At 56.1% G+C, this 19,856-nt stretch carries 19 protein-coding genes; 16 read left to right on the forward strand and 3 right to left on the reverse strand.

Features of this window, described 5'->3' with window-relative positions; genetic code table 11:
- Positions 1–20: 20 nt before the first annotated feature.
- Entirely contained in the window at positions 21–1,319 is a 1,299-nt protein-coding gene (gene pbp4b, locus ACLJPE_RS17510; RefSeq protein ID WP_000673298.1) for a penicillin binding protein PBP4B, read from the reverse strand.
- Positions 1,320–1,522: 203 nt separating this feature from the next.
- Here pbp4b and nudK point away from each other — a divergent pair, with 203 nt between their 5' ends.
- The 3 genes from nudK to ACLJPE_RS17525 all read left to right on the forward strand — a co-directional run bounded on the left by nudK (position 1,523) and on the right by ACLJPE_RS17525 (position 3,625).
- Positions 1,523–2,098, forward strand: coding sequence for a GDP-mannose pyrophosphatase NudK (nudK, locus tag ACLJPE_RS17515; protein WP_000084037.1), 576 nt, complete (start codon positions 1,523–1,525; stop codon positions 2,096–2,098).
- Between the two features lie 124 nt (positions 2,099–2,222).
- A complete protein-coding gene (locus ACLJPE_RS17520) occupies positions 2,223–3,266 on the forward strand; it encodes a DUF1176 domain-containing protein (RefSeq protein ID WP_001270669.1) in 1,044 nt (347 codons plus the stop codon).
- Positions 3,267–3,394: 128 nt separating this feature from the next.
- Positions 3,395–3,625, forward strand: a complete 231-nt coding sequence (locus ACLJPE_RS17525; RefSeq protein ID WP_000700635.1) for a hypothetical protein — start codon at positions 3,395–3,397, stop codon at positions 3,623–3,625.
- A 62-nt stretch (positions 3,626–3,687) separates the two neighbouring features.
- On the opposite strand, the gene tkt is transcribed toward ACLJPE_RS17525, so the two are convergent.
- On the reverse strand, positions 3,688–5,688 hold the full coding sequence (gene tkt / locus ACLJPE_RS17530) for a transketolase (RefSeq protein WP_023203690.1): 2,001 nt from the start codon (positions 5,686–5,688) through the stop codon (positions 3,688–3,690).
- 19 nt (positions 5,689–5,707) lie between these two features.
- Positions 5,708–6,658, reverse strand: a complete 951-nt coding sequence (gene tal / locus ACLJPE_RS17535; protein ID WP_001072443.1) for a transaldolase — start codon at positions 6,656–6,658, stop codon at positions 5,708–5,710.
- A gap of 271 nt (positions 6,659–6,929) precedes the next feature.
- Here tal and maeB point away from each other — a divergent pair, with 271 nt between their 5' ends.
- The 13 genes from maeB (at position 6,930) to eutA (ending at position 19,852) form a co-directional block, all read left to right on the forward strand.
- A complete protein-coding gene (gene maeB / locus ACLJPE_RS17540; protein ID WP_000344300.1) occupies positions 6,930–9,209 on the forward strand; it encodes an NADP-dependent oxaloacetate-decarboxylating malate dehydrogenase in 2,280 nt (759 codons plus the stop codon).
- Positions 9,210–9,625: 416 nt separating this feature from the next.
- The gene (eutS, locus tag ACLJPE_RS17545) at positions 9,626–9,961 is read left to right on the forward strand and encodes an ethanolamine utilization microcompartment protein EutS (RefSeq protein ID WP_001031445.1); all 336 of its coding nucleotides are present in this window, start codon (positions 9,626–9,628) and stop codon (positions 9,959–9,961) included.
- Between the two features lie 12 nt (positions 9,962–9,973).
- Positions 9,974–10,453, forward strand: coding sequence for an ethanolamine utilization acetate kinase EutP (gene eutP / locus ACLJPE_RS17550; RefSeq protein WP_000820751.1), 480 nt, complete (start codon positions 9,974–9,976; stop codon positions 10,451–10,453).
- Positions 10,431–11,120, forward strand: coding sequence for an ethanolamine utilization acetate kinase EutQ (eutQ, locus tag ACLJPE_RS17555; protein ID WP_000733867.1), 690 nt, complete (start codon positions 10,431–10,433; stop codon positions 11,118–11,120). Before eutP ends, eutQ begins: the two co-directional genes overlap by 23 nt.
- Entirely contained in the window at positions 11,117–11,920 is an 804-nt protein-coding gene (gene eutT, locus ACLJPE_RS17560; RefSeq protein ID WP_000997661.1) for an ethanolamine utilization cob(I)yrinic acid a,c-diamide adenosyltransferase EutT, read from the forward strand. The genes eutQ and eutT overlap by 4 nt, the downstream gene beginning before the upstream one ends.
- Positions 11,917–12,933: a phosphate acetyltransferase gene (pta, locus tag ACLJPE_RS17565; protein ID WP_023203689.1), complete on the forward strand. Its 1,017-nt coding sequence runs from the start codon at positions 11,917–11,919 to the stop codon at positions 12,931–12,933. Before eutT ends, pta begins: the two co-directional genes overlap by 4 nt.
- Positions 12,934–12,973: 40 nt before the next feature.
- A complete protein-coding gene (eutM, locus tag ACLJPE_RS17570) occupies positions 12,974–13,264 on the forward strand; it encodes an ethanolamine utilization microcompartment protein EutM (RefSeq protein ID WP_000387716.1) in 291 nt (96 codons plus the stop codon).
- Positions 13,265–13,376: 112 nt separating this feature from the next.
- Positions 13,377–13,664, forward strand: a complete 288-nt coding sequence (eutN, locus tag ACLJPE_RS17575; RefSeq protein ID WP_001522340.1) for an ethanolamine utilization microcompartment protein EutN — start codon at positions 13,377–13,379, stop codon at positions 13,662–13,664.
- An 11-nt stretch (positions 13,665–13,675) separates the two neighbouring features.
- Positions 13,676–15,079: an aldehyde dehydrogenase family protein gene (locus tag ACLJPE_RS17580; protein ID WP_001075640.1), complete on the forward strand. Its 1,404-nt coding sequence runs from the start codon at positions 13,676–13,678 to the stop codon at positions 15,077–15,079.
- A gap of 10 nt (positions 15,080–15,089) precedes the next feature.
- Positions 15,090–15,929 (forward strand): ethanolamine utilization protein EutJ, encoded by an 840-nt coding sequence (gene eutJ, locus ACLJPE_RS17585; RefSeq protein ID WP_000929675.1) that lies wholly within the window; start codon positions 15,090–15,092, stop codon positions 15,927–15,929.
- Positions 15,919–17,106 carry an ethanolamine utilization ethanol dehydrogenase EutG gene (gene eutG / locus ACLJPE_RS17590; RefSeq protein WP_001147505.1) on the forward strand — a complete coding sequence of 396 codons (1,188 nt, stop codon included), beginning with the start codon at positions 15,919–15,921 and terminating at the stop codon, positions 17,104–17,106. The genes eutJ and eutG overlap by 11 nt, the downstream gene beginning before the upstream one ends.
- Positions 17,107–17,225: 119 nt before the next feature.
- The gene (eutH, locus tag ACLJPE_RS17595) at positions 17,226–18,452 is read left to right on the forward strand and encodes an ethanolamine utilization protein EutH (RefSeq protein ID WP_000512360.1); all 1,227 of its coding nucleotides are present in this window, start codon (positions 17,226–17,228) and stop codon (positions 18,450–18,452) included.
- Positions 18,449–19,852: an ethanolamine ammonia-lyase reactivating factor EutA gene (eutA, locus tag ACLJPE_RS17600; protein ID WP_023214288.1), complete on the forward strand. Its 1,404-nt coding sequence runs from the start codon at positions 18,449–18,451 to the stop codon at positions 19,850–19,852. The genes eutH and eutA overlap by 4 nt, the downstream gene beginning before the upstream one ends.
- Positions 19,853–19,856: the final 4 nt, after the last annotated feature.

The following is a 19,856-nucleotide window of genomic DNA, read 5'->3' on the forward strand; positions in this document are numbered from 1 at the left end:
GTGGGATAGGCTCTTAATTTTTATTTTAAGGAACCATATATCCGGTCAACAATCCAGCCATACGTCGCCGCAGGTAATAATCCACTGACAAAAACATTCGGATTTACTTTAGGATTTGCTACCGGCGAGTGCGGCCTGTTACCTAAAATCACAATCGCCATATGATTAACCGGATCGATAGACGTCAGCGTTCCGGTCCATCCGGTATGTCCATACGTTTGTGGACTGGCTAATACCCCGAACGTGGGGGTCATTGAGGCGTTGCCGTTAACGCGCCACCCCAGACCAAAGGTAGCGTCTTCTGGCGAGCGGCGAGTAAACTGAGCAACCGTTTTGTCGTCGAATAGCTTCACGTTACCGTAGCCGCCCCCATTGAGCATGACTTGCATTAACACAGCCATATCATGGGTGTCAGAAAACAGTCCGGCGTGTCCTGAAACGCCGCCCATTGAGTACCAGGCTTTTTCATCATGCACCTGGCCCCATAGTGTATTGGTGCGAATATTGGGGAAATGAATCACGCCGTCACGCGTATTGCCGTGTAGTTCCGTTGCGGCGATTTGCGGCGGCGTGAAGCCTTTCATCAGCGGGTTAAAGACGGTATGTTTTAATCCGAGCGGTTTATAAATGGTGGTTTCGACGTAGCGATCTAATGGCATTGCCGTTATCGATTCAACGATAAAACCAAGAATCATATAATCCACGTCGCTGTAGATATGCTTTGATCCAGGTTGATATTCCAGCGGCGTCTTTTTAATCATCTCCAGAGTAGTGCTTTTACTCTGTGAAAATAATTTACCGGCGACGTTTTTATTGGGATATTGTGGGTCGGCAGGAAAGCCCGCGACGTGATGAAGAATATCAATAATGCGGAGTTTATCTTTGCCTTTTATTTTATCCCCAGGCATATCCTTAAAGCCGGGGATGTATTTTGATACCAAATCATTGACATCTATTTTCCCTTCATACACCAGTTTTTGCAATGCAAAGTTAGTGGCATACATTTTTGTGTTTGAAGCCAGGTCATACATCGTGTTAGTGGTCGCCCGAATGGGATGGGCTAACAGCGTGGAACCGTCATATTTTTTGGCATAGCCCCAGGCTTTTTGTAGAACAATATGATTATCTTTTATCACCAGAAGATTAATACTGGGATATCCGGCATCAATTTGATTTTGAATCCAGCCATCAAGTCGGTGAAGTTTTTGGCTATCAAATCCCACCTGATCAGGGCTCGCGGTGGTCAATACCGGATACTCAACGGCAAAAGCTGAAAGGGAAAACGTCAGTAGAACCGTCGCAACGAGAGTAAATTTCATGATGATTCCCTCAGTCTCACTCCGGCCGTCAAATCATATCGCGAGCATGGACTTTGCGGCCCGGAGAAGCAGAATATGGTCATGGCAGTGACAGAAAAATATGGCTGTACATCTGTTCAGTCGGCGTTAAGGATTAACCCTTCAGCAGACAAAACCGACCTCACGGCGTAATATTAATGCTCTTTTTACACCCTGGAGCCAGCATGTCGCAAACCATTACGCTTATTAAGGATAAAATTCTTTCTGATAATTATTTTACTCTGCGCAACATTACCTATGACCTGACCCGTCGTAATGGCGAGGTTATCCGTCACAAGCGTGAGGTTTACGATCGCGGGAATGGCGCAACCATTCTGCTTTACAACTCAACTAAAAAAACCGTGGTTCTGGTTCGTCAGTTTCGCGTGGCGACATGGGTCAACGGTAATCAAGACGGTATGTTAATTGAAACCTGCGCTGGCCTGCTTGATAACGACGAGCCGGAGGTCTGTATCCGTAAAGAGGCCATTGAAGAGACAGGGTATGACGTTGGTGAGGTACGCAAGATATTTGAGCTTTATATGTCGCCAGGCGGCGTCACGGAGCTGATTCATTTCTTCATTGCCGAATATCATGATAGCGAGCGTGCCAGCATCGGCGGCGGCGTGGAGGACGAAGAGATTGAGGTGCTTGAACTGCCGTTTTCCCGGGCGCTGGAAATGGTGCGCTCAGGTGAGATTCGGGACGGTAAGACCGTGTTATTGCTTAACTATTTACAGACGTCTCATCTAATGGACTGAAAAAAAAGAAATATATTTCTTTACACAAAAAAGACCAATCCGATAAATCTGATTGAGAACCCTGAGGCGCGCAAGGAAGATACCGCCTTAGCTGTGTTGTTCTGAATCTGGGGTTGTTCCGTTCATGCGCTACCGCGTTATTCTTTTTTGTCTGTTTGGCCTGTTGCCGGTCCAGCTACTGTGGGCTGCGCCAGCGCAACGGACTTTTTCCGACTGGCAGGTCACCTGTAATAACCAAAATTTTTGCGTAGCGCGCAATACTGGCGAACATCATGGGCTGGTGATGACATTAAGCCGCAGCGCCGGGGCGCGTACCGATGCGGTACTGCGTATCGACCGCGGCGGTTTGGCGCCGCCCGACGCTAAAGAAGCCGCAATTGCGCCTCGCTTATTGCTGGATGGCAAACCGCTTTCGTTCAACAGTCCACACTGGCGCGTGTCGCCCTGGCATCTCATGACCGGCGATCCTGCCACCATCACCGCATTTTTACAGACGATTCAGGATGCGCAGGCCATCACCTTAAAAAACGGCGTTCAGACGCTTTCGCTGGCGGGATTAAAAGCGGCATTACTGTTTATCGACGCGCAACAAAAACGTGTGGGCAGCGAAACCGCCTGGATTGAAAAAGGAAACGAACCGCCGCTCAGCGTGCCCCCGGCACCGGCATTAAAGGGGATCGCCGTGATTAATCCAACGCCCGTACCGCTGAGTGAGGAAGAACGCGACGATCTGCTGGACTACGCAGCATGGCGGGTAAACGGCATTCGCTGTTCGCTTGACCCGCTGCGTCGCGAGACGCAGGTCAGCGCGTTGACGGATGATAAAGCGTTATTGATTGTTAACTGCGAAGCCGGCGCCTATAACACCATTGATCTCGCCTGGGTAGTTTCACGCAAAAAAACGCTCGCCTCGCGCGCCGTACGTTTGCGGCTGCCGTTTAATCGCGGCGTCGAAAGTAATGACATGGAGTTGATGAACGCCTTCTTTGACGAGAAAACGCGCGAGCTGGTGACGTTGGCGAAAGGGCGGGGGTTAACCGACTGCGGTATCCAGACGCGCTGGCGTTATGATGGCGATCGTTTTCGTCTGGTGCGTTATGCCGAAGAACCGAGCTGCGATAGCTGGCACGGGCCGGATGCCTGGCCTACGCTGTGGATCACGCGTTGAATCCTGGTTGTTATCCCCCTTTTCAGAATAGGGATACACCTATTGAGGTTTCATTTATGGTATAGAGATTGCTACGTTACGGTAGGATTGTTACTTTACCCGATAGCCTCACCACAGCAGGAAATAGTATGAAAATAAATAATGGCCCCGTATTATGCCCCCATTGTGGCTGCCTGAGCGCTTATTATGAAATAGATCGGCTGGCGGCGATAAGAGAGAAAGTGAATAAAGAAGGCGGATCAGCGGCATGGGATTCAACATTACAGGCGCATAAAAAAAAGGCCTTTTGCCTGATGTGCCATAAATCCATTGATGAGGTCGTCATCGGGCAGTCAGATGCGCCTGAGTCTACGAAGTAATTTTGCACAGCCTACAGAACAGGTCTGCAGACTGCGCAAAGTCTGTGTTGCTAACGCTCGCCTTAGCCTTTGATGTTCAGCACCCGGCGGGCTTTTTCTACAATATTTTCCACGGTAAAGCCAAAATACGGGAACAGTTTGTCAGCCGGGGCGGATTCACCGTATCCCGTCATGCCGATAATTGCGCCTTTTAGGCCAACATATTTATACCAGTAGTCGGCTATACCGGCTTCCACCGCGACGCGGGCGGTCACGTGCGCCGGTAGCACTGATTCGCGATATGCCTCGTCCTGCGCATCGAAAATATCCGTTGAAGGCAACGACACCACGCGAACGTTATGCCCCTCGCCAGTCAATTTTTCCGCCGCCTGGAGGGTAATTTCCATTTCCGATCCGGTAGCGATCAGAATGATATCCGGCTTGCCGCCGCTATCCTTCAGAATATAACCGCCGCGAGCAATTGCTTTCACCTGTTCCGGCGTGCGTTCCACCTGCGCCAGATTCTGCCGCGAGAGAATCAACGCCGTCGGCCCGTGCTGACGTTCAATGGCCAGCTTCCAGCCGACCGCCGCCTCAACCTGATCGCAGGGACGCCAGGTGCTGAAGTTTGGCGTTAAGCGCAGGCTCGCCAGTTGTTCCACGGCCTGGTGCGTCGGGCCATCTTCGCCCAAACCGATGGAGTCGTGGGTATAGACCATAATCTGCCGGGCTTTCATTAAGGCCGCCATACGCGCCGCGTTACGCGCATATTCGACAAACATCAGAAACGTGGCGGTATACGGTACAAAGCCGCCGTGGTGGGCGATGCCGTTGGCAATGGCGGTCATGCCGAATTCGCGCACGCCATAGTGGATGTAATTACCTGCCGGATCCTCTTTCAACGAGGTCGAACCTTTCCAGATAGTCAGGTTGCTCGGCGCCAGATCCGCCGATCCGCCCAACAGTTCCGGCAACAGGGGACCGTAGGCATTGAGCGTATTTTGCGATGCTTTACGGGTGGCGATTTTGGCCGGATTAGCCTGCAAGTCGTTAATAAATTTTTGCGTGGCGGATTCCCATGCCTCCGGCAATCCGCCGCTCATCCGGCGGGTAAACTCTGCGGCCAGCTCAGGATAAGCCTTCTTATAAGCAGCAAACTTTTCCTGCCACTGCTGCTGCGCTTTCTCGCCTTTTTCACGGCCATCCCACGCGCGGTAAATTTCTTTTGGGATCTCAAACGCCGGATGATGCCATCCCAGCTTCTGGCGGGTCAGAGCCACCTCTTCTTCGCCCAGCGCCGCGCCGTGCGACTCCTCCTTCCCGGCTTTATTCGGCGAGCCAAAACCTATCACCGTCCGACAGATAATTAGCGAAGGTTTGTCTTTTACGCTCTGGGCTTCCAGAATGGCTTTTTTCACCGCCTCCGGATCGTGCCCGTCAATGTCATGCACGACATGCCAGTGGTAGGCTTCAAAACGTTTGGCGGTATCGTCGGTAAACCAGCCTTCGGTTTCGCCATCAATGGAGATGCCGTTGTGATCGTAAAAGCCGATCAGTTTGCCCAGCCCCAGCGTACCAGCCAGCGAACACACCTCATGCGAGATCCCCTCCATCAGACAGCCGTCGCCCATAAAGACATAGGTGTAGTGGTCGACAATCTCATGGTCCGGCCGGTTGAACTGTGCGCCTAACGTACGCTCGGCAATCGCCAGCCCGACGGCATTCGCCAGCCCCTGGCCCAGCGGCCCGGTGGTGGTTTCAACGCCGGGCGTATAGCCAATCTCCGGGTGACCGGGCGTTTTAGAGTGCAGTTGACGGAAGTTTTTTAACTCCTCCAGCGGCAGGTCATAACCGGTTAAATGCAGCAGACTATAGAGCAGCATGGAGGCGTGACCGTTGGAAAGGATAAAACGGTCACGGTCATACCAAGTTGGATCGGTGGGGTTATGTTTAAGAAAATCGTTCCATAGCACTTCAGCGATATCCGCCATCCCCATCGGCGCGCCGGGGTGCCCGGAATTGGCTTTTTGAACGGCATCCATGCTCAGCGCACGAATCGCATTGGCAAGGTCTTTACGGGACATAAATCACTCCATGCAAGGTTTATAGTTTGGCGGCAAGCAGGTCTTCCAGTTTGCGCTGGTCAACGGCAAAAAGACGGATACCTTCCGACAGCTTCTCTACGGCCATCGCGTCCTGATTATGTTCCCAGCGGAACTCCGCTTCCGTCATTGGCGTAGGACGGTGGAACATCTGCGAGGAAGGCACCAGTTTACGGATCACCGGTTCTTCTTTTTCTTTCAGCTCTTTAAGCAGGTTAGGGGAGATAGTCAGTCGATCGCAGCCGGTTAGCGCGAGGATTTGCTCAGTACGGCGGAAACTTGCCCCCATCACGATGGTTTCATAGCGATGCTGTTTAAAGTAATCGTAGATATTGCGTACCGATTTCACGCCGGGATCTTCCTCCACGACATACGGCTCCAGCGGACTACGCGCCTGATACCAGTCGTAAATTCGGCCCACGAACGGAGAGATCAAATAGACGCCCGCTTCGGCGCAGGCGCGCGCCTGGGCAAAAGAGAACAACAACGTCAGGTTGCAATTAATGCCCTCTTTTTCGAGCTGCCCGGCGGCGCGGATACCTTCCCAGGTTGCGGCGAGCTTGATCAGAATGCGCGATTTATCAATACCCTGCTGCTGGTAGAGATCCACCAGATGGCGCGCTTTCTCGATACTTTTTTCTTTATCGAATGATAACCGCGCGTCGACTTCAGTGGAGACGCGACCGGGAATACTTTTCAGTATTTCCGCGCCAAAATTGACCGCCAGTTTATCGCTGGCTGCTGCAACTTGCTGTTCCTGCGTACCGCCGTGTTTTTTTCCCCAGGCAATCGCATCCTCAATCAAATGACCATACTGCTCAAGCCCGGCGGCTTTCAACAGTAAAGAGGGATTTGTCGTGGCATCCTGCGGCTGGTAGTGGCGGATGGACTCGATGTCGCCGCTGTCGGCGACGACGGTAGTGAATTGTTTGATGCCGTCTAGCTGGTTCATAGGAAATACTCCTTGAAAAGTAAAGTGTTAGATGAGTGTGTTGATTCACACTTCTGAAAGATTGATACACTACATAACCAAAAAGCATAGCAGACAGGCATGGTATTGCTGGTATAAGCAGGTAACATGACCGTTATAAGTTGATAACAAACTCTTGCGCCGCGTCGTGATAGTTTGCAGACCTTCAAAGTTTGTGTTGCGCAGTACGGTGATAATGTGCGGCGCACCAGGCCGCGTCACTTTTTGAACGATACGTGAAAGGAACAACAAGATGGATGAGCAGTTAAAACAAAGCGCCCTTGATTTCCACGAATTTCCGGTACCCGGTAAAATTCAGGTTTCTCCGACTAAGCCCCTTGCCACCCAACGCGATCTGGCGTTGGCTTACTCGCCAGGCGTGGCGGCGCCCTGCCTGGAAATCGAAAAAGATCCGCTGGCAGCCTACAAATACACCGCGCGCGGCAACCTTGTCGCGGTCATTTCCAACGGTACAGCGGTGCTGGGGTTAGGCAACATTGGCGCGCTGGCCGGCAAGCCGGTCATGGAAGGCAAAGGCGTTCTGTTTAAAAAATTCGCCGGCATTGATGTGTTTGACATTGAAGTCGATGAGCTTGACCCGGACAAATTTATCAACGTGGTCGCGGCGCTGGAGCCGACCTTTGGCGGCATTAACCTCGAAGACATTAAAGCGCCGGAATGTTTCTATATTGAACAGAAACTGCGCGAGCGCATGAACATCCCGGTTTTCCATGACGATCAGCACGGAACGGCGATCATCAGTACTGCCGCCATTCTTAATGGCCTGCGAGTCGTAGAGAAAAATATTTCCGACGTGCGGATGGTCGTCTCCGGCGCAGGGGCGGCGGCAATCGCTTGTATGAACCTGCTGGTCGCGTTGGGGATGCAAAAGCACAACATCGTGGTGTGCGACTCTAAGGGCGTTATTTACAAAGGCCGTGAGCCGAATATGGCGGAGACCAAAGCGGCCTATGCGGTAGACGACAGCGGCAAGCGCACGCTGGATGAGGTCATTGACGGCGCGGATATTTTCCTCGGCTGTTCAGGCCCGAAAGTGCTGACTCAGGAGATGGTGAAGAAAATGGCCCGCGCGCCAATGATTCTGGCGCTGGCTAACCCGGAACCGGAAATTCTGCCGCCGCTGGCGAAAGAAGTGCGCCCGGACGCCATTATCTGTACCGGTCGTTCCGACTATCCGAACCAGGTGAACAACGTATTGTGCTTCCCGTTTATCTTCCGCGGCGCACTGGACGTCGGCGCGACGGCGATCAACGAAGAGATGAAACTGGCGGCGGTCCGTGCGATTGCCGAGCTGGCGCACGCCGAACAGAGCGAAGTGGTGGCCTCGGCCTATGGCGATCAGGACCTGAGCTTTGGGCCGGAATACATTATTCCGAAACCGTTCGATCCGCGTCTGATTGTCAAAATCGCTCCGGCGGTCGCGAAAGCGGCAATGGATTCCGGCGTGGCGACGCGCCCGATTGCTGACTTTGATGCCTATATCGATAAACTGACCGAGTTTGTCTACAAAACCAACCTGTTCATGAAGCCGATCTTCTCGCAGGCACGCAAAGATCCGAAGCGCGTAGTGCTGCCGGAAGGGGAAGAGGCGCGCGTGCTGCACGCAACCCAGGAGTTGATCACCCTGGGGCTGGCGAAGCCCATCCTGATCGGGCGTCCGAGCGTGATCGAAATGCGTATCCAGAAACTGGGGCTACAGATCAAAGCGGGCGTTGATTTCGAGATCGTGAATAATGAATCCGATCCGCGCTTCAAAGAGTACTGGAGCGAGTATTACCAGATCATGAAGCGTCGCGGGGTAACTCAGGAACAGGCGCAGCGTGCGATGATCGGCAACCATACGGCCATTGGCGCGATCATGGTGCAGCGTGGGGAAGCGGATGCGATGATCTGCGGCACCATCGGCGACTACCATGAGCATTTCAGCGTCGTGAAAGCCGTCTTTGGCTACCGTGACGGCGTGCATACGGCAGGGGCGATGAACGCCTTACTGCTGCCAAGCGGCAACACTTTTATCGCCGATACTTATGTTAACGAAGATCCCACGCCGGAACAGTTGGCGGAGATCACCGTAATGGCGGCGGAAACCGTTCGCCGCTTTGGTATTGAGCCGAAAGTCGCGCTGTTGTCGCACTCTAACTTTGGTTCCTCAAATTCGCTGTCCGCCAGCAAAATGCGCGAAACCCTTGAGCGGGTACGCGAACGAGCGCCCGATCTGATGATTGACGGTGAGATGCACGGTGATGCAGCGTTGGTGGAAAGTATTCGTAATGACCGGATGCCGGATAGCCCGCTGAAGGGAGCCGCCAATATTCTGGTGATGCCGAATATGGAAGCCGCCCGCATTAGTTACAACTTACTCCGCGTCTCCAGTTCCGAAGGCGTCACGGTCGGCCCGGTCCTGATGGGCGTGTCTAAACCGGTACATGTATTAACGCCGATCGCCTCTGTACGCCGTATCGTGAATATGGTGGCGTTAGCGGTAGTTGAAGCGCAAACCACGCCGCTTTAATAACGCATTACACTCTCTTCTGGCGCAGGTTCTCCTGCGCTTTTTTTATGCGCCGCTGGGCTTCGCCATGGTATGGAAGGCTCGTGTGGGGATATTCTGGAACCTATTGTGTTACCCCTACTTATTTCACTGAATCTGTACTATGCACAAATCGAGTGATACGCATTATTTTTATCAATAGTAGTAATACAAAGAATAGCCGGTGGGTATTTATTGCGGAACAGGTTTAAATTCAGAATGACGCCTGAAAATGTGATGCACCACGATATTTATCGTTAACACCTTCGACAGAAGTCCCTTTTATTTTCTTTCTCTTAGTGATCTACCTCACCTTTTACATCACCTTGCCGAATTTTGTTATTTACTCCGACAAAAAATTGCCACGATGACGGCAGTTTCAGTGGAGACGGTGAGCAATGAATAAAGAACGCATTATTCAGGAATTTGTGCCGGGCAAACAGGTCACGCTGGCGCATCTCATTGCGCACCCTGGTGAAGAACTGGCGAAAAAGATCGGCGTTCCCGATGCTGGCGCGATTGGCATTATGACCTTAACGCCGGGGGAAACGGCCATGATTGCTGGCGATTTAGCGATGAAGGCTGCGGATGTACACATCGGTTTTCTCGACAGATTTAGCGGCGCGCTGGTGATTTATGGCACCGTCGGTGCAGTAGAAGAAGCGCTATTACAGACAGTCAGCGGGCTGGGGCGATTATTAAACTTTACCCTGTGTGAGTTAACAAAAAGTTAATTGGTGGCGGTAATGAAACGTATTGCTTTTGTCGGCGCGGTCGGTGCCGGAAAGACAACGCTTTTTAACGCGTTACGGGGAAATTATTCCCTCGCCAGAAAAACGCAGGCCGTGGAATTTAATGATCATGGCGATATAGATACGCCGGGTGAATATTTTAGCCATCCCCGTTGGTATCACGCCTTAATTACCACGTTGCAGGATGTGGACACGCTGATTTATGTCCACGCGGCAAACGATAAAGAAAGTCGCTTACCTGCCGGGTTATTGGATGTTGGAACCCGTAAACGACATATCGCCGTTATCAGCAAAACGGACATGCCGGATGCCGACGTCGCCGCTACGCGGCAGTTGCTTTGCGAGATTGGATTCCGGGAGCCGATTTTCGAGCTCAACGGCCACGACCCGCAAAGCGTGCGGCAGTTGGTGGATTATCTGGCGGCTCTCAGTGAACAGGAGGAAGAGGCAGGTGAAAAAACTTATCACAGCTAACGATATTCGTGCGGCCCACGCCCGCGGCGAACAGGCGATGTCGGTAGTGCTGCGCGCCAGCATTATTACCCCGGAGGCTCGCGAAGTGGCGGAACTACTGGGCTTCACGATTACCGAATGCGACGAGTCCGTCCCGGCATCCACATCGGCGCAGGCGTGTAAAAGCGAAAGCCAGCGCATTCGGGAAGCCATCATCGCGCAGCTCCCGGAAGGGCAGTTTACTGAAAGCCTGGTGGCGCAGTTGATGGAAAAAGTGCTCAAGGAAAAGCAGTCGTTGGAACTGGGGACGATGCAGCCGAGCTTTACCTCCGTCACGGGTAAAGGCGGCGTGAAAGTCATTGACGGCAGCAGCGTGAAATTTGGCCGCTTCGACGGCGCCGAACCGCACTGCGTCGGCTTAACCGATCTGGTTACAGAGCAGGACGGCAGCAGCATGGCCGCCGGGTTTATGCAGTGGGACAACGCCTTTTTCCCGTGGACGCTGAACTACGACGAAATCGACATGGTGCTGGAGGGCGAACTGCACGTACGTCATGAAGGCGAAACCATGATTGCCAAAGCCGGAGATGTCATGTTCATCCCTAAAGGCTCCAGCATTGAATTTGGCACGCCAACGTCCGTGCGCTTTCTGTACGTCGCCTGGCCTGCGAACTGGCAATCCGTATGAACGATTTCATCACCGAAACGTGGCTCAGAGCGAATCACACGCTCAGCGAAGGCTCGGAGATCCATCTGCCCGCTGATGCACGACTGACGCCCTCGGCCCGGGAACTGCTGGAAAGCCGTCGCCTGCGCATTAAGTTTCTGGATCAGCAAGGCCGGCTGTTTGTCGATGATGACGAACAGCAGCCGCAGCCGGTACATGGCTTAACCAGTAGCGATACGCACCCACAGGCCTGCTGTGAACTGTGCCGCCAGCCGGTGGTGAAAAAGCCCGATACGCTGACCCATCTGACGGCGGACAAAATGGTCGCCAAAAGCGACCCGCGCCTCGGCTTTCGCGCCGCGCTCGACAGCGCCATCGCGCTGACCGTGTGGCTACAAATCGAACTGGCGGAACCCTGGCAGCCGTGGCTTTTCGATATCCGCTCACGGCTGGGCAACATTATGCGCGCCGACGCTATAGATGAACCGCTGGCGGCGCAGTCTATCGTCGGGCTGAACGAGGATGAGCTGCATCGCCTTTCCCACCAGCCGCTGCGCTATCTCGACCACGATCACCTGGTGCCGGAGGCCAGCCACGGTCGCGATGCGGCGCTGCTTAATCTGCTGCGAACCAAAGTCCGTGAAACGGAAACCCTCGCCGCACAAGTGTTTATTACCCGTAGTTTTGAGGTCTTGCGCCCGGACATTTTACAGGCGCTGAACCGTCTCTCCAGCACGGTTTACGTGATGATGATTTTGAGCGTGGCGAAACATCCGCTGACGGTCGCCCAAATTCAACAACGGTTGGGAGAGAAGCCATGATCATTGAACGCGCCCGCGAACTGGCGGTACGTGCCCCCGCCAGAGTCGTCTTTCCCGATGCGCTGGACGAACGCGTGCTGAAAGCGGCGCATTACCTGCAACAGTGCGGTCTGGCTCGCCCCGTTCTGGTCGCCAGTCCGTTTGCGCTGCGTCAGTTTGCCCTGAGTCATCGTATGGCGATGGATGGCATTCAGGTCATCGACCCACACAGCAACCTGAGTATGCGCCAGCGTTTTGCGCAACGCTGGCTTGCCCGTGCCGGAGAAAAAACGCCGCCGGACGCAGTGGAAAAGCTTAGCGACCCGCTAATGTTCGCTGCCGCCATGGTGAGCGCCGGTGAGGCTGATGTGTGTATCGCAGGCAACCTGTCGTCAACGGCGAATGTGCTGCGCGCAGGGCTGCGGGTGATTGGCCTGCAACCCGGGTGCAAAACATTGTCGTCTATTTTCCTGATGCTGCCGCAGTATGCCGGTCCGGCATTAGGGTTCGCCGATTGCAGCGTAGTGCCGCAGCCGACGGCGGCGCAGCTGGCGGATATCGCTATCGCCAGCGCCGACACCTGGCGGGCCATTACCGGCGAAGAGCCGCGCGTGGCAATGCTGTCATTTTCAAGCAAAGGCAGCGCCCGTCACCCCAATGTTGCCAACGTGCAGCAGGCGACAGAGCTCGTTCGCGAACGTGCGCCGCAACTGCTTGTGGACGGTGAATTGCAGTTTGACGCCGCTTTCGTGCCGGAGGTCGCCGCGCAAAAAGCGCCTGACAGCCCGCTGCAAGGCCGCGCCAACGTGATGATTTTCCCGTCGCTGGAGGCGGGCAATATTGGCTACAAAATCGCTCAGCGTCTGGGAGGCTATCGCGCTGTTGGGCCGCTAATTCAGGGGCTTGCCGCGCCGCTTCACGACCTCTCCCGAGGCTGTAGCGTGCAGGAAATTATCGAACTGGCGTTGGTGGCAGCCGTGCCGCGCCAGGCTGACGTGAGCCGCGAACGCAGCTTACACACACTGGTTGAATGAACGGTCCCGTTCTGGACCCCTTTAATGAGAGGAAAACACGATGGAAGCATTAGGAATGATTGAAACCCGGGGCCTGGTTGCGCTGATTGAGGCCTCAGATGCGATGGTAAAAGCCGCACGCGTGAAGCTGGTCGGCGTGAAGCAGATTGGCGGTGGCCTGTGTACGGCCATGGTACGTGGCGACGTGGCGGCGTGCAAAGCCGCAACCGATGCTGGCGCCGCTGCGGCGCAGCGCATTGGCGAGCTGGTCTCCGTACACGTGATTCCACGCCCGCACGGCGATCTGGAAGAAGTGTTCCCGATCAGCTTCAAAGGCGACAGCAACATTTGATGGTAGGCCGGATAAGACGCGCAGCGTCGCCATCCGGCATGAATGCGCGCCATTGCCTGATGGTGCGCAGATTCAAGGCCTACGACCCAACGGGCAATCCATGGAGGCGGATATGAAACTGGCAGTCGTCACAGGACAAATCGTATGTACCGTCCGCCATCAGGGACTGGCGCATGACAAATTGCTGATGGTGGAAATGATCGATGCCCAGGGCAACCCCGACGGGCAGTGTGCCGTCGCTATCGACAGTATCGGGGCGGGAACCGGAGAGTGGGTACTGCTGGTCAGCGGCAGTTCCGCACGCCAGGCGCATCGCAGCGAATTATCACCGGTCGATCTGTGCGTCATTGGCATCGTCGATGAAGTGGTGGCTGGCGGGAAAGTGGTTTTCCATAAATAGGACTGAACATCATGAATCAACAGGATATTGAACAGGTGGTGAAAGCGGTACTGCTGAAAATGAAAGACAGCAGCCAGCCGGCCAGTACTGTTCATGAGATGGGCGTTTTTGCCTCCCTGGATGACGCAGTGGCGGCAGCAAAACGTGCCCAGCAGGGGCTGAAGAGCGTGGCGATGCGCCAGCTTGCCATTCATGCCATTCGCGAGGCGGGCGAAAAACACGCCCGAGAATTAGCGGAACTTGCCGTCAGCGAAACCGGCATGGGACGCGTTGACGATAAATTTGCCAAAAACGTGGCGCAGGCGCGCGGCACGCCGGGCGTCGAGTGTTTATCTCCGCAGGTGCTGACCGGCGATAACGGCCTGACGCTGATTGAAAATGCACCGTGGGGCGTGGTGGCCTCGGTCACGCCGTCCACCAATCCGGCGGCGACGGTGATTAATAACGCCATCAGCCTGATTGCCGCAGGCAACAGCGTCGTGTTTGCCCCGCATCCGGCGGCGAAAAAGGTCTCTCAGCGGGCAATCACCCTCCTCAATCAGGCGGTGGTCGCCGCCGGCGGCCCGGAAAATCTGCTGGTCACCGTGGCGAACCCGGATATCGAAACCGCCCAGCGGCTGTTCAAGTATCCCGGTATTGGCCTGCTGGTGGTGACTGGCGGCGAAGCGGTGGTGGACGCGGCGCGCAAACATACTAATAAACGCCTGATTGCCGCTGGTGCCGGCAATCCCCCGGTGGTGGTGGATGAGACCGCCGACCTGCCGCGCGCTGCACAATCCATCGTCAAAGGCGCGTCGTTTGATAACAACATCATCTGCGCCGACGAAAAAGTGCTGATTGTGGTGGATAGCGTCGCCGACGAGCTGATGCGTCTGATGGAAGGTCAGCACGCGGTGAAACTGACCGCCGCTCAGGCCGAACAGCTCCAGCCGGTGCTACTGAAGAATATCGATGAACGCGGTAAAGGCACCGTCAGCCGTGACTGGGTCGGTCGTGACGCGGGCAAGATCGCCGCAGCCATCGGCCTGAACGTCCCGGATCAAACGCGCCTGCTGTTTGTGGAAACGCCCGCTAACCATCCGTTTGCCGTCACTGAAATGATGATGCCGGTACTGCCGGTGGTGCGGGTCGCCAACGTCGAAGAAGCCATCGCCCTGGCGGTACAACTTGAAGGCGGTTGCCACCATACGGCGGCGATGCACTCGCGCAATATCGACAACATGAACCAGATGGCGAACGCCATCGACACCAGCATTTTCGTCAAAAACGGGCCGTGCATTGCCGGGCTTGGATTGGGCGGAGAAGGCTGGACCACCATGACCATCACCACGCCAACCGGCGAAGGCGTGACCAGCGCGCGTACCTTTGTGCGGCTGCGTCGATGCGTGCTGGTGGATGCGTTTCGCATTGTATAAGGGATGACTCATGGCGCACGACGAACAACTCTGGCTCACCCCAAGACTGCAAAAAGCGGCGGCCCTGTGTAACCAGACGCCCGCCGCCAGCGACACACCGCTGTGGCTGGGCGTCGATTTGGGCACTTGCGACGTGGTGTCGATGGTGGTCGACGGCAACGCCCAGCCGGTGGCGGTGTGCCTTGACTGGGCCGACGTTGTGCGTGACGGCATCGTCTGGGATTTCTTCGGCGCCGTCACCCTCGTGCGCCGCCATCTCGACACCCTTGAACAGCAGCTCGGCTGCCGCTTTACCCACGCGGCGACCTCGTTCCCGCCGGGCACCGACCCGCGTATTTCGATCAACGTGCTGGAGTCTGCCGGGTTAGAAGTCAGCCACGTACTGGATGAGCCGACGGCGGTGGCGGATCTGCTGGCGCTTGATAATGCAGGCGTGGTGGATATTGGCGGCGGCACTACCGGCATTGCCATCGTCAAACAGGGCAAGGTGACTTACTCCGCCGATGAAGCCACTGGCGGGCACCATATCTCCCTGACGCTGGCGGGCAACCGCCGTATTCCCCTGGAAGAGGCGGAACAGTACAAGCGCAGCAATGCGCAGGAGATTTGGCCGGTAGTGAAGCCGGTGTACGAAAAAATGGCGGAAATCGTTGCTCGCCACATTGAAGGGCAAGGAATTGCTGATTTATGGCTGGCGGGCGGCTCCTGTATGCAGCCGGGCGTGGAGGCGTTATTTCGCCAGCGTTTCCCGGAGTTACAGGTGCATTTGCCGCAGCACAGCCTGTTTATGACCCCGCTGGCGATAGCCAACAGCGGGAGAGCGAAAGCGGAGGGACTCTATGCAAGCTGAACTACAGACGGCGCTGTTTCAGGCATTCGACACCCTGAATCTGCAACGGGTGAAAACGTTCAGCGTACCGCCGGTCACGCTGTGCGGACTTGGGGCGCTCGGCGCCTGCGGGCAGGAAGCGCAAGCGCGAGGCGTAAGCCATCTGTTTGTGATGGTCGACAGCTTCCTGCATCAGGCGGGAATGACCGCGCCGCTGGCACGCAGCCTGGCGATGAAGGGCGTGGCGATGACGGTCTGGCCGTGTCCGCCTGGCGAGCCGTGCATCACCGATGTCTGCGCGGCGGTGGCGCAACTGCGTGAGGCGGCGTGCGACGGCGTAGTGGCCTTTGGCGGCGGTTCGGTGCTGGACGCGGCGAAAGCGGTCGCCCTGCTGGTGACTAACCCTGACCAGACGCTGAGCGCCATGACCGAGCGCAGTACATTACGCCCGCGTCTGCCGCTGATTGCGGTGCCGACCACCGCCGGAACCGGTTCTGAAACCACCAACGTAACGGTGATTATCGACGCGGTCAGCGGGCGCAAGCAGGTGCTGGCGCACGCGTCACTAATGCCGGACGTGGCGATTCTTGATGCTGCCGTGACCGAAGGCGTTCCGCCAAACGTGACGGCGATGACCGGTATCGATGCGTTGACGCATGCGATTGAGGCCTACAGCGCGCTCAACGCCACGCCGTTTACCGACAGCCTGGCGATTGGCGCGATAGCGATGATTGGCAAATCGCTGCCGAAAGCCGTGGGTTACGGCCACGATCTGGCGGCGCGTGAAAATATGTTACTGGCCTCCTGTATGGCGGGAATGGCCTTTTCCAGCGCCGGTCTGGGGCTGTGTCATGCGATGGCGCACCAGCCAGGGGCGGCGCTGCATATTCCGCACGGCCAGGCCAACGCCATGCTGCTGCCAACGGTCATGGGCTTTAACCGGATGGTATGCCGCGAACGCTTCAGTCAAATCGGTCGGGCGTTAACCAATAAGAAATCGGACGATCGCGATGCGATTGCGGCGGTGAGCGAGCTGATTGCCGAAGTAGGGCAGAGCAAACGGCTGGCTGACGCTGGCGCCAAACCCGAACACTACAGCGCATGGGCGCAAGCCGCGCTGGAGGATATTTGTCTGCGCAGTAACCCACGCACCGCCACACAGGCACAGATTATCGACCTGTACGCGGCTGCCGGGTAATGCCTGTAGGCCGGATAAGGTGCTCGCACCGCCATCCGGCAATAACACGGCGTTAATGCCGGAGGCGACGTAAACGTCTTATCCGGCCTACAAATCATAAATGGCAGGGAGTAAGGGCTATGGGAATTAACGAAATCATCATGTACATCATGATGTTCTTTATGCTGATTGCCGCCGTGGACAGAATCCTGTCGCAGTTCGGCGGGTCGGCGCGCTTCCTCGGTAAATTCGGTAAGAGTATTGAGGGGTCTGGCGGCCAGTTTGAAGAGGGCTTTATGGCGATGGGCGCGCTGGGGCTGGCGATGGTCGGTATGACCGCGCTGGCGCCGGTGCTGGCGCATGTACTGGGGCCGGTTATTATCCCGGTATACGAAATGCTGGGCGCGAACCCATCCATGTTCGCGGGTACGCTGCTGGCCTGTGATATGGGCGGATTCTTCCTCGCCAAAGAGCTGGCCGGCGGTGATGTCGCGGCGTGGCTATACTCAGGGTTAATCCTTGGGTCGATGATGGGGCCGACCATTGTGTTCTCCATTCCGGTGGCGCTCGGCATTATCGAACCGTCTGACCGCCGCTACCTGGCACTTGGTGTACTGGCGGGTATCGTCACCATTCCCATTGGCTGCATTGCGGGGGGATTGATCGCCATGTACTCAGGCGTGCAGATCAATGGTCAGCCAGTGGAGTTTACCTTCGCGCTGATCCTGATGAACATGATCCCGGTATTGATCGTCGCGGTGCTGGTAGCGCTGGGGCTGAAGTTCATCCCGGAAAAAATGATCAACGGTTTCCAGATTTTCGCCAAATTTCTGGTGGCGCTGATCACCATCGGCCTGGCAGCTGCGGTGGTTAAATTCCTGTTGGGTTGGGAGTTGATTCCGGGACTCGACCCGATCTTTATGGCGCCAGGCGACAAACCCGGCGAAGTGATGCGCGCCATTGAAGTGATCGGCTCTATCTCCTGCGTGCTGCTCGGCGCGTATCCGATGGTGCTGTTACTGACCCGCTGGTTTGAAAAACCGTTGATGAATGTCGGTAAGCTGCTGAACGTAAATAATATTGCGGCGGCAGGCATGGTGGCGACCCTGGCGAATAATATCCCCATGTTCGGCATGATGAAGCAGATGGATACCCGCGGCAAAGTGATTAACTGCGCATTTGCCGTCTCTGCGGCGTTCGCGCTGGGCGACCATTTAGGCTTCGCCGCCGCCAACATGAACGCCATGATCTTCCCGATGATCGTTGGCAAGCTGATCGGCGGCGTGACGGCGATTGGCGTGGCGATGATGCTGGTGCCGAAAGATGACGCCGCCCAGGTGAAAACCGAAGTGGAGGCGCAATCGTGAACACTCGCCAGCTACTGAGCGTCGGTATCGATATCGGCACCACCACCACGCAGGTGATCTTCTCGCGCCTGGAGTTGGTTAACCGTGCGGCGGTGTCGCAGGTGCCGCGCTACGAATTCATCAAACGCGACATTAGCTGGCAAAGCCCGGTCTTCTTTACGCCCGTGGATAAGCAGGGCGGTCTGAAAGAGGCCGAACTTAAAGCGCTGATTCTGGCCCAGTATCAGGCCGCAGGCATCGCGCCTGAATCGGTGGACTCCGGGGCTATCATTATCACCGGCGAAAGCGCCAAAACCTGCAACGCCCGTCCGGCGGTCATGGCGCTCTCGCAGTCGCTGGGCGACTTTGTGGTCGCCAGCGCCGGGCCGCATCTGGAATCAGTCATTGCCGGTCACGGCGCCGGAGCGCAAAGCTTGTCTGAGCAGCGGATGTGCCGGGTGCTGAATATTGATATCGGCGGCGGCACGTCTAACTACGCGCTGTTTGACGCGGGAAAAGTCAGCGGCACCGCCTGCCTTAACGTCGGTGGTCGCCTGCTGGAAACCGACGCTCAGGGGCGCGTGGTTTATGCCCACCAGCCGGGGCAGATGATTATCGATGAGGTGTTCGGTTCGGGTACTGATGCTCGCGCCTTAGCTGCCGCACAGTTGGGGCAGGTGGCGCGGCGGATGGCGGATCTCATCGTCGAGGTTATCACTGGCGCGCTCTCGCCGCTGGCGCAATCGCTGATGCAAACCGGGCTACTGCCCGCCGATATTACGCCAGAGGTGATCACCCTTTCCGGTGGGGTAGGTGAATGCTACCGCAACCAACCTGCCGATCCGTTCTGCTTTTCTGATATCGGGCCGCTGCTGGCGACCGCGCTGCATGAGCACCCGCGTCTGCGCGAGATGAACGTGCAGTTTCCGGCGCAAACCGTGCGCGCCACGGTGATTGGCGCGGGGGCCCATACGCTCTCGCTTTCCGGCAGTACTATCTGGCTGGAAGACGTCCAACTGCCGCTGCGCAACCTGCCGGTGGCGATCCCGCAGGATGACGCCGATCTGGTGAACGCCTGGCGGCAGGCACTTCTCCAGCTTGATCTCGACCCGCAAACCGACGCTTACGTGCTGGCGCTTCCCGCCACGCTCCCGGTGCGTTACGCCGCATTACTCACGGTCATCAACGCGCTGACGGCTTTTGTCGCGCGTTATCCCAATCCACATCCCCTGCTGGTGGTGGCCGAGCAGGATTTTGGTAAAGCGCTGGGCATGTTATTGCGCCCACAGTTACCGCAACTTCCGCTGGCGGTCATCGATGAGGTGGTCGTGCGGGCGGGAGACTATATCGACATTGGTACGCCTCTTTTTGGCGGATCGGTTGTGCCGGTGACGGTGAAATCACTCGCATTTCCTTCCTGAGGGA

It is taken from the genome of Salmonella sp. SAL04196 (genome assembly GCF_046550835.1).
GTDB lineage: Bacteria > Pseudomonadota > Gammaproteobacteria > Enterobacterales > Enterobacteriaceae > Salmonella > Salmonella enterica.

Excerpts from the sequence above, each read along its gene's own strand:
- pbp4b (WP_000673298.1), bottom strand. The coding sequence starts at position 1,319 with ATGAAATTTACTCTCGTTGCGACGGTTCTACTGACGTTTTCCCTTTCA.
- nudK (WP_000084037.1), top strand. The coding sequence starts at position 1,523 with ATGTCGCAAACCATTACGCTTATTAAGGATAAAATTCTTTCTGATAAT.
- ACLJPE_RS17520 (WP_001270669.1), top strand. The coding sequence starts at position 2,223 with ATGCGCTACCGCGTTATTCTTTTTTGTCTGTTTGGCCTGTTGCCGGTC.
- ACLJPE_RS17525 (WP_000700635.1), top strand. The coding sequence starts at position 3,395 with ATGAAAATAAATAATGGCCCCGTATTATGCCCCCATTGTGGCTGCCTG.
- tkt (WP_023203690.1), bottom strand. The coding sequence starts at position 5,688 with ATGTCCCGTAAAGACCTTGCCAATGCGATTCGTGCGCTGAGCATGGAT.
- tal (WP_001072443.1), bottom strand. The coding sequence starts at position 6,658 with ATGAACCAGCTAGACGGCATCAAACAATTCACTACCGTCGTCGCCGAC.
- maeB (WP_000344300.1), top strand. The coding sequence starts at position 6,930 with ATGGATGAGCAGTTAAAACAAAGCGCCCTTGATTTCCACGAATTTCCG.
- eutS (WP_001031445.1), top strand. The coding sequence starts at position 9,626 with ATGAATAAAGAACGCATTATTCAGGAATTTGTGCCGGGCAAACAGGTC.
- eutP (WP_000820751.1), top strand. The coding sequence starts at position 9,974 with ATGAAACGTATTGCTTTTGTCGGCGCGGTCGGTGCCGGAAAGACAACG.
- eutT (WP_000997661.1), top strand. The coding sequence starts at position 11,117 with ATGAACGATTTCATCACCGAAACGTGGCTCAGAGCGAATCACACGCTC.
- pta (WP_023203689.1), top strand. The coding sequence starts at position 11,917 with ATGATCATTGAACGCGCCCGCGAACTGGCGGTACGTGCCCCCGCCAGA.
- eutM (WP_000387716.1), top strand. The coding sequence starts at position 12,974 with ATGGAAGCATTAGGAATGATTGAAACCCGGGGCCTGGTTGCGCTGATT.
- eutN (WP_001522340.1), top strand. The coding sequence starts at position 13,377 with ATGAAACTGGCAGTCGTCACAGGACAAATCGTATGTACCGTCCGCCAT.
- ACLJPE_RS17580 (WP_001075640.1), top strand. The coding sequence starts at position 13,676 with ATGAATCAACAGGATATTGAACAGGTGGTGAAAGCGGTACTGCTGAAA.
- eutJ (WP_000929675.1), top strand. The coding sequence starts at position 15,090 with ATGGCGCACGACGAACAACTCTGGCTCACCCCAAGACTGCAAAAAGCG.
- eutG (WP_001147505.1), top strand. The coding sequence starts at position 15,919 with ATGCAAGCTGAACTACAGACGGCGCTGTTTCAGGCATTCGACACCCTG.
- eutH (WP_000512360.1), top strand. The coding sequence starts at position 17,226 with ATGGGAATTAACGAAATCATCATGTACATCATGATGTTCTTTATGCTG.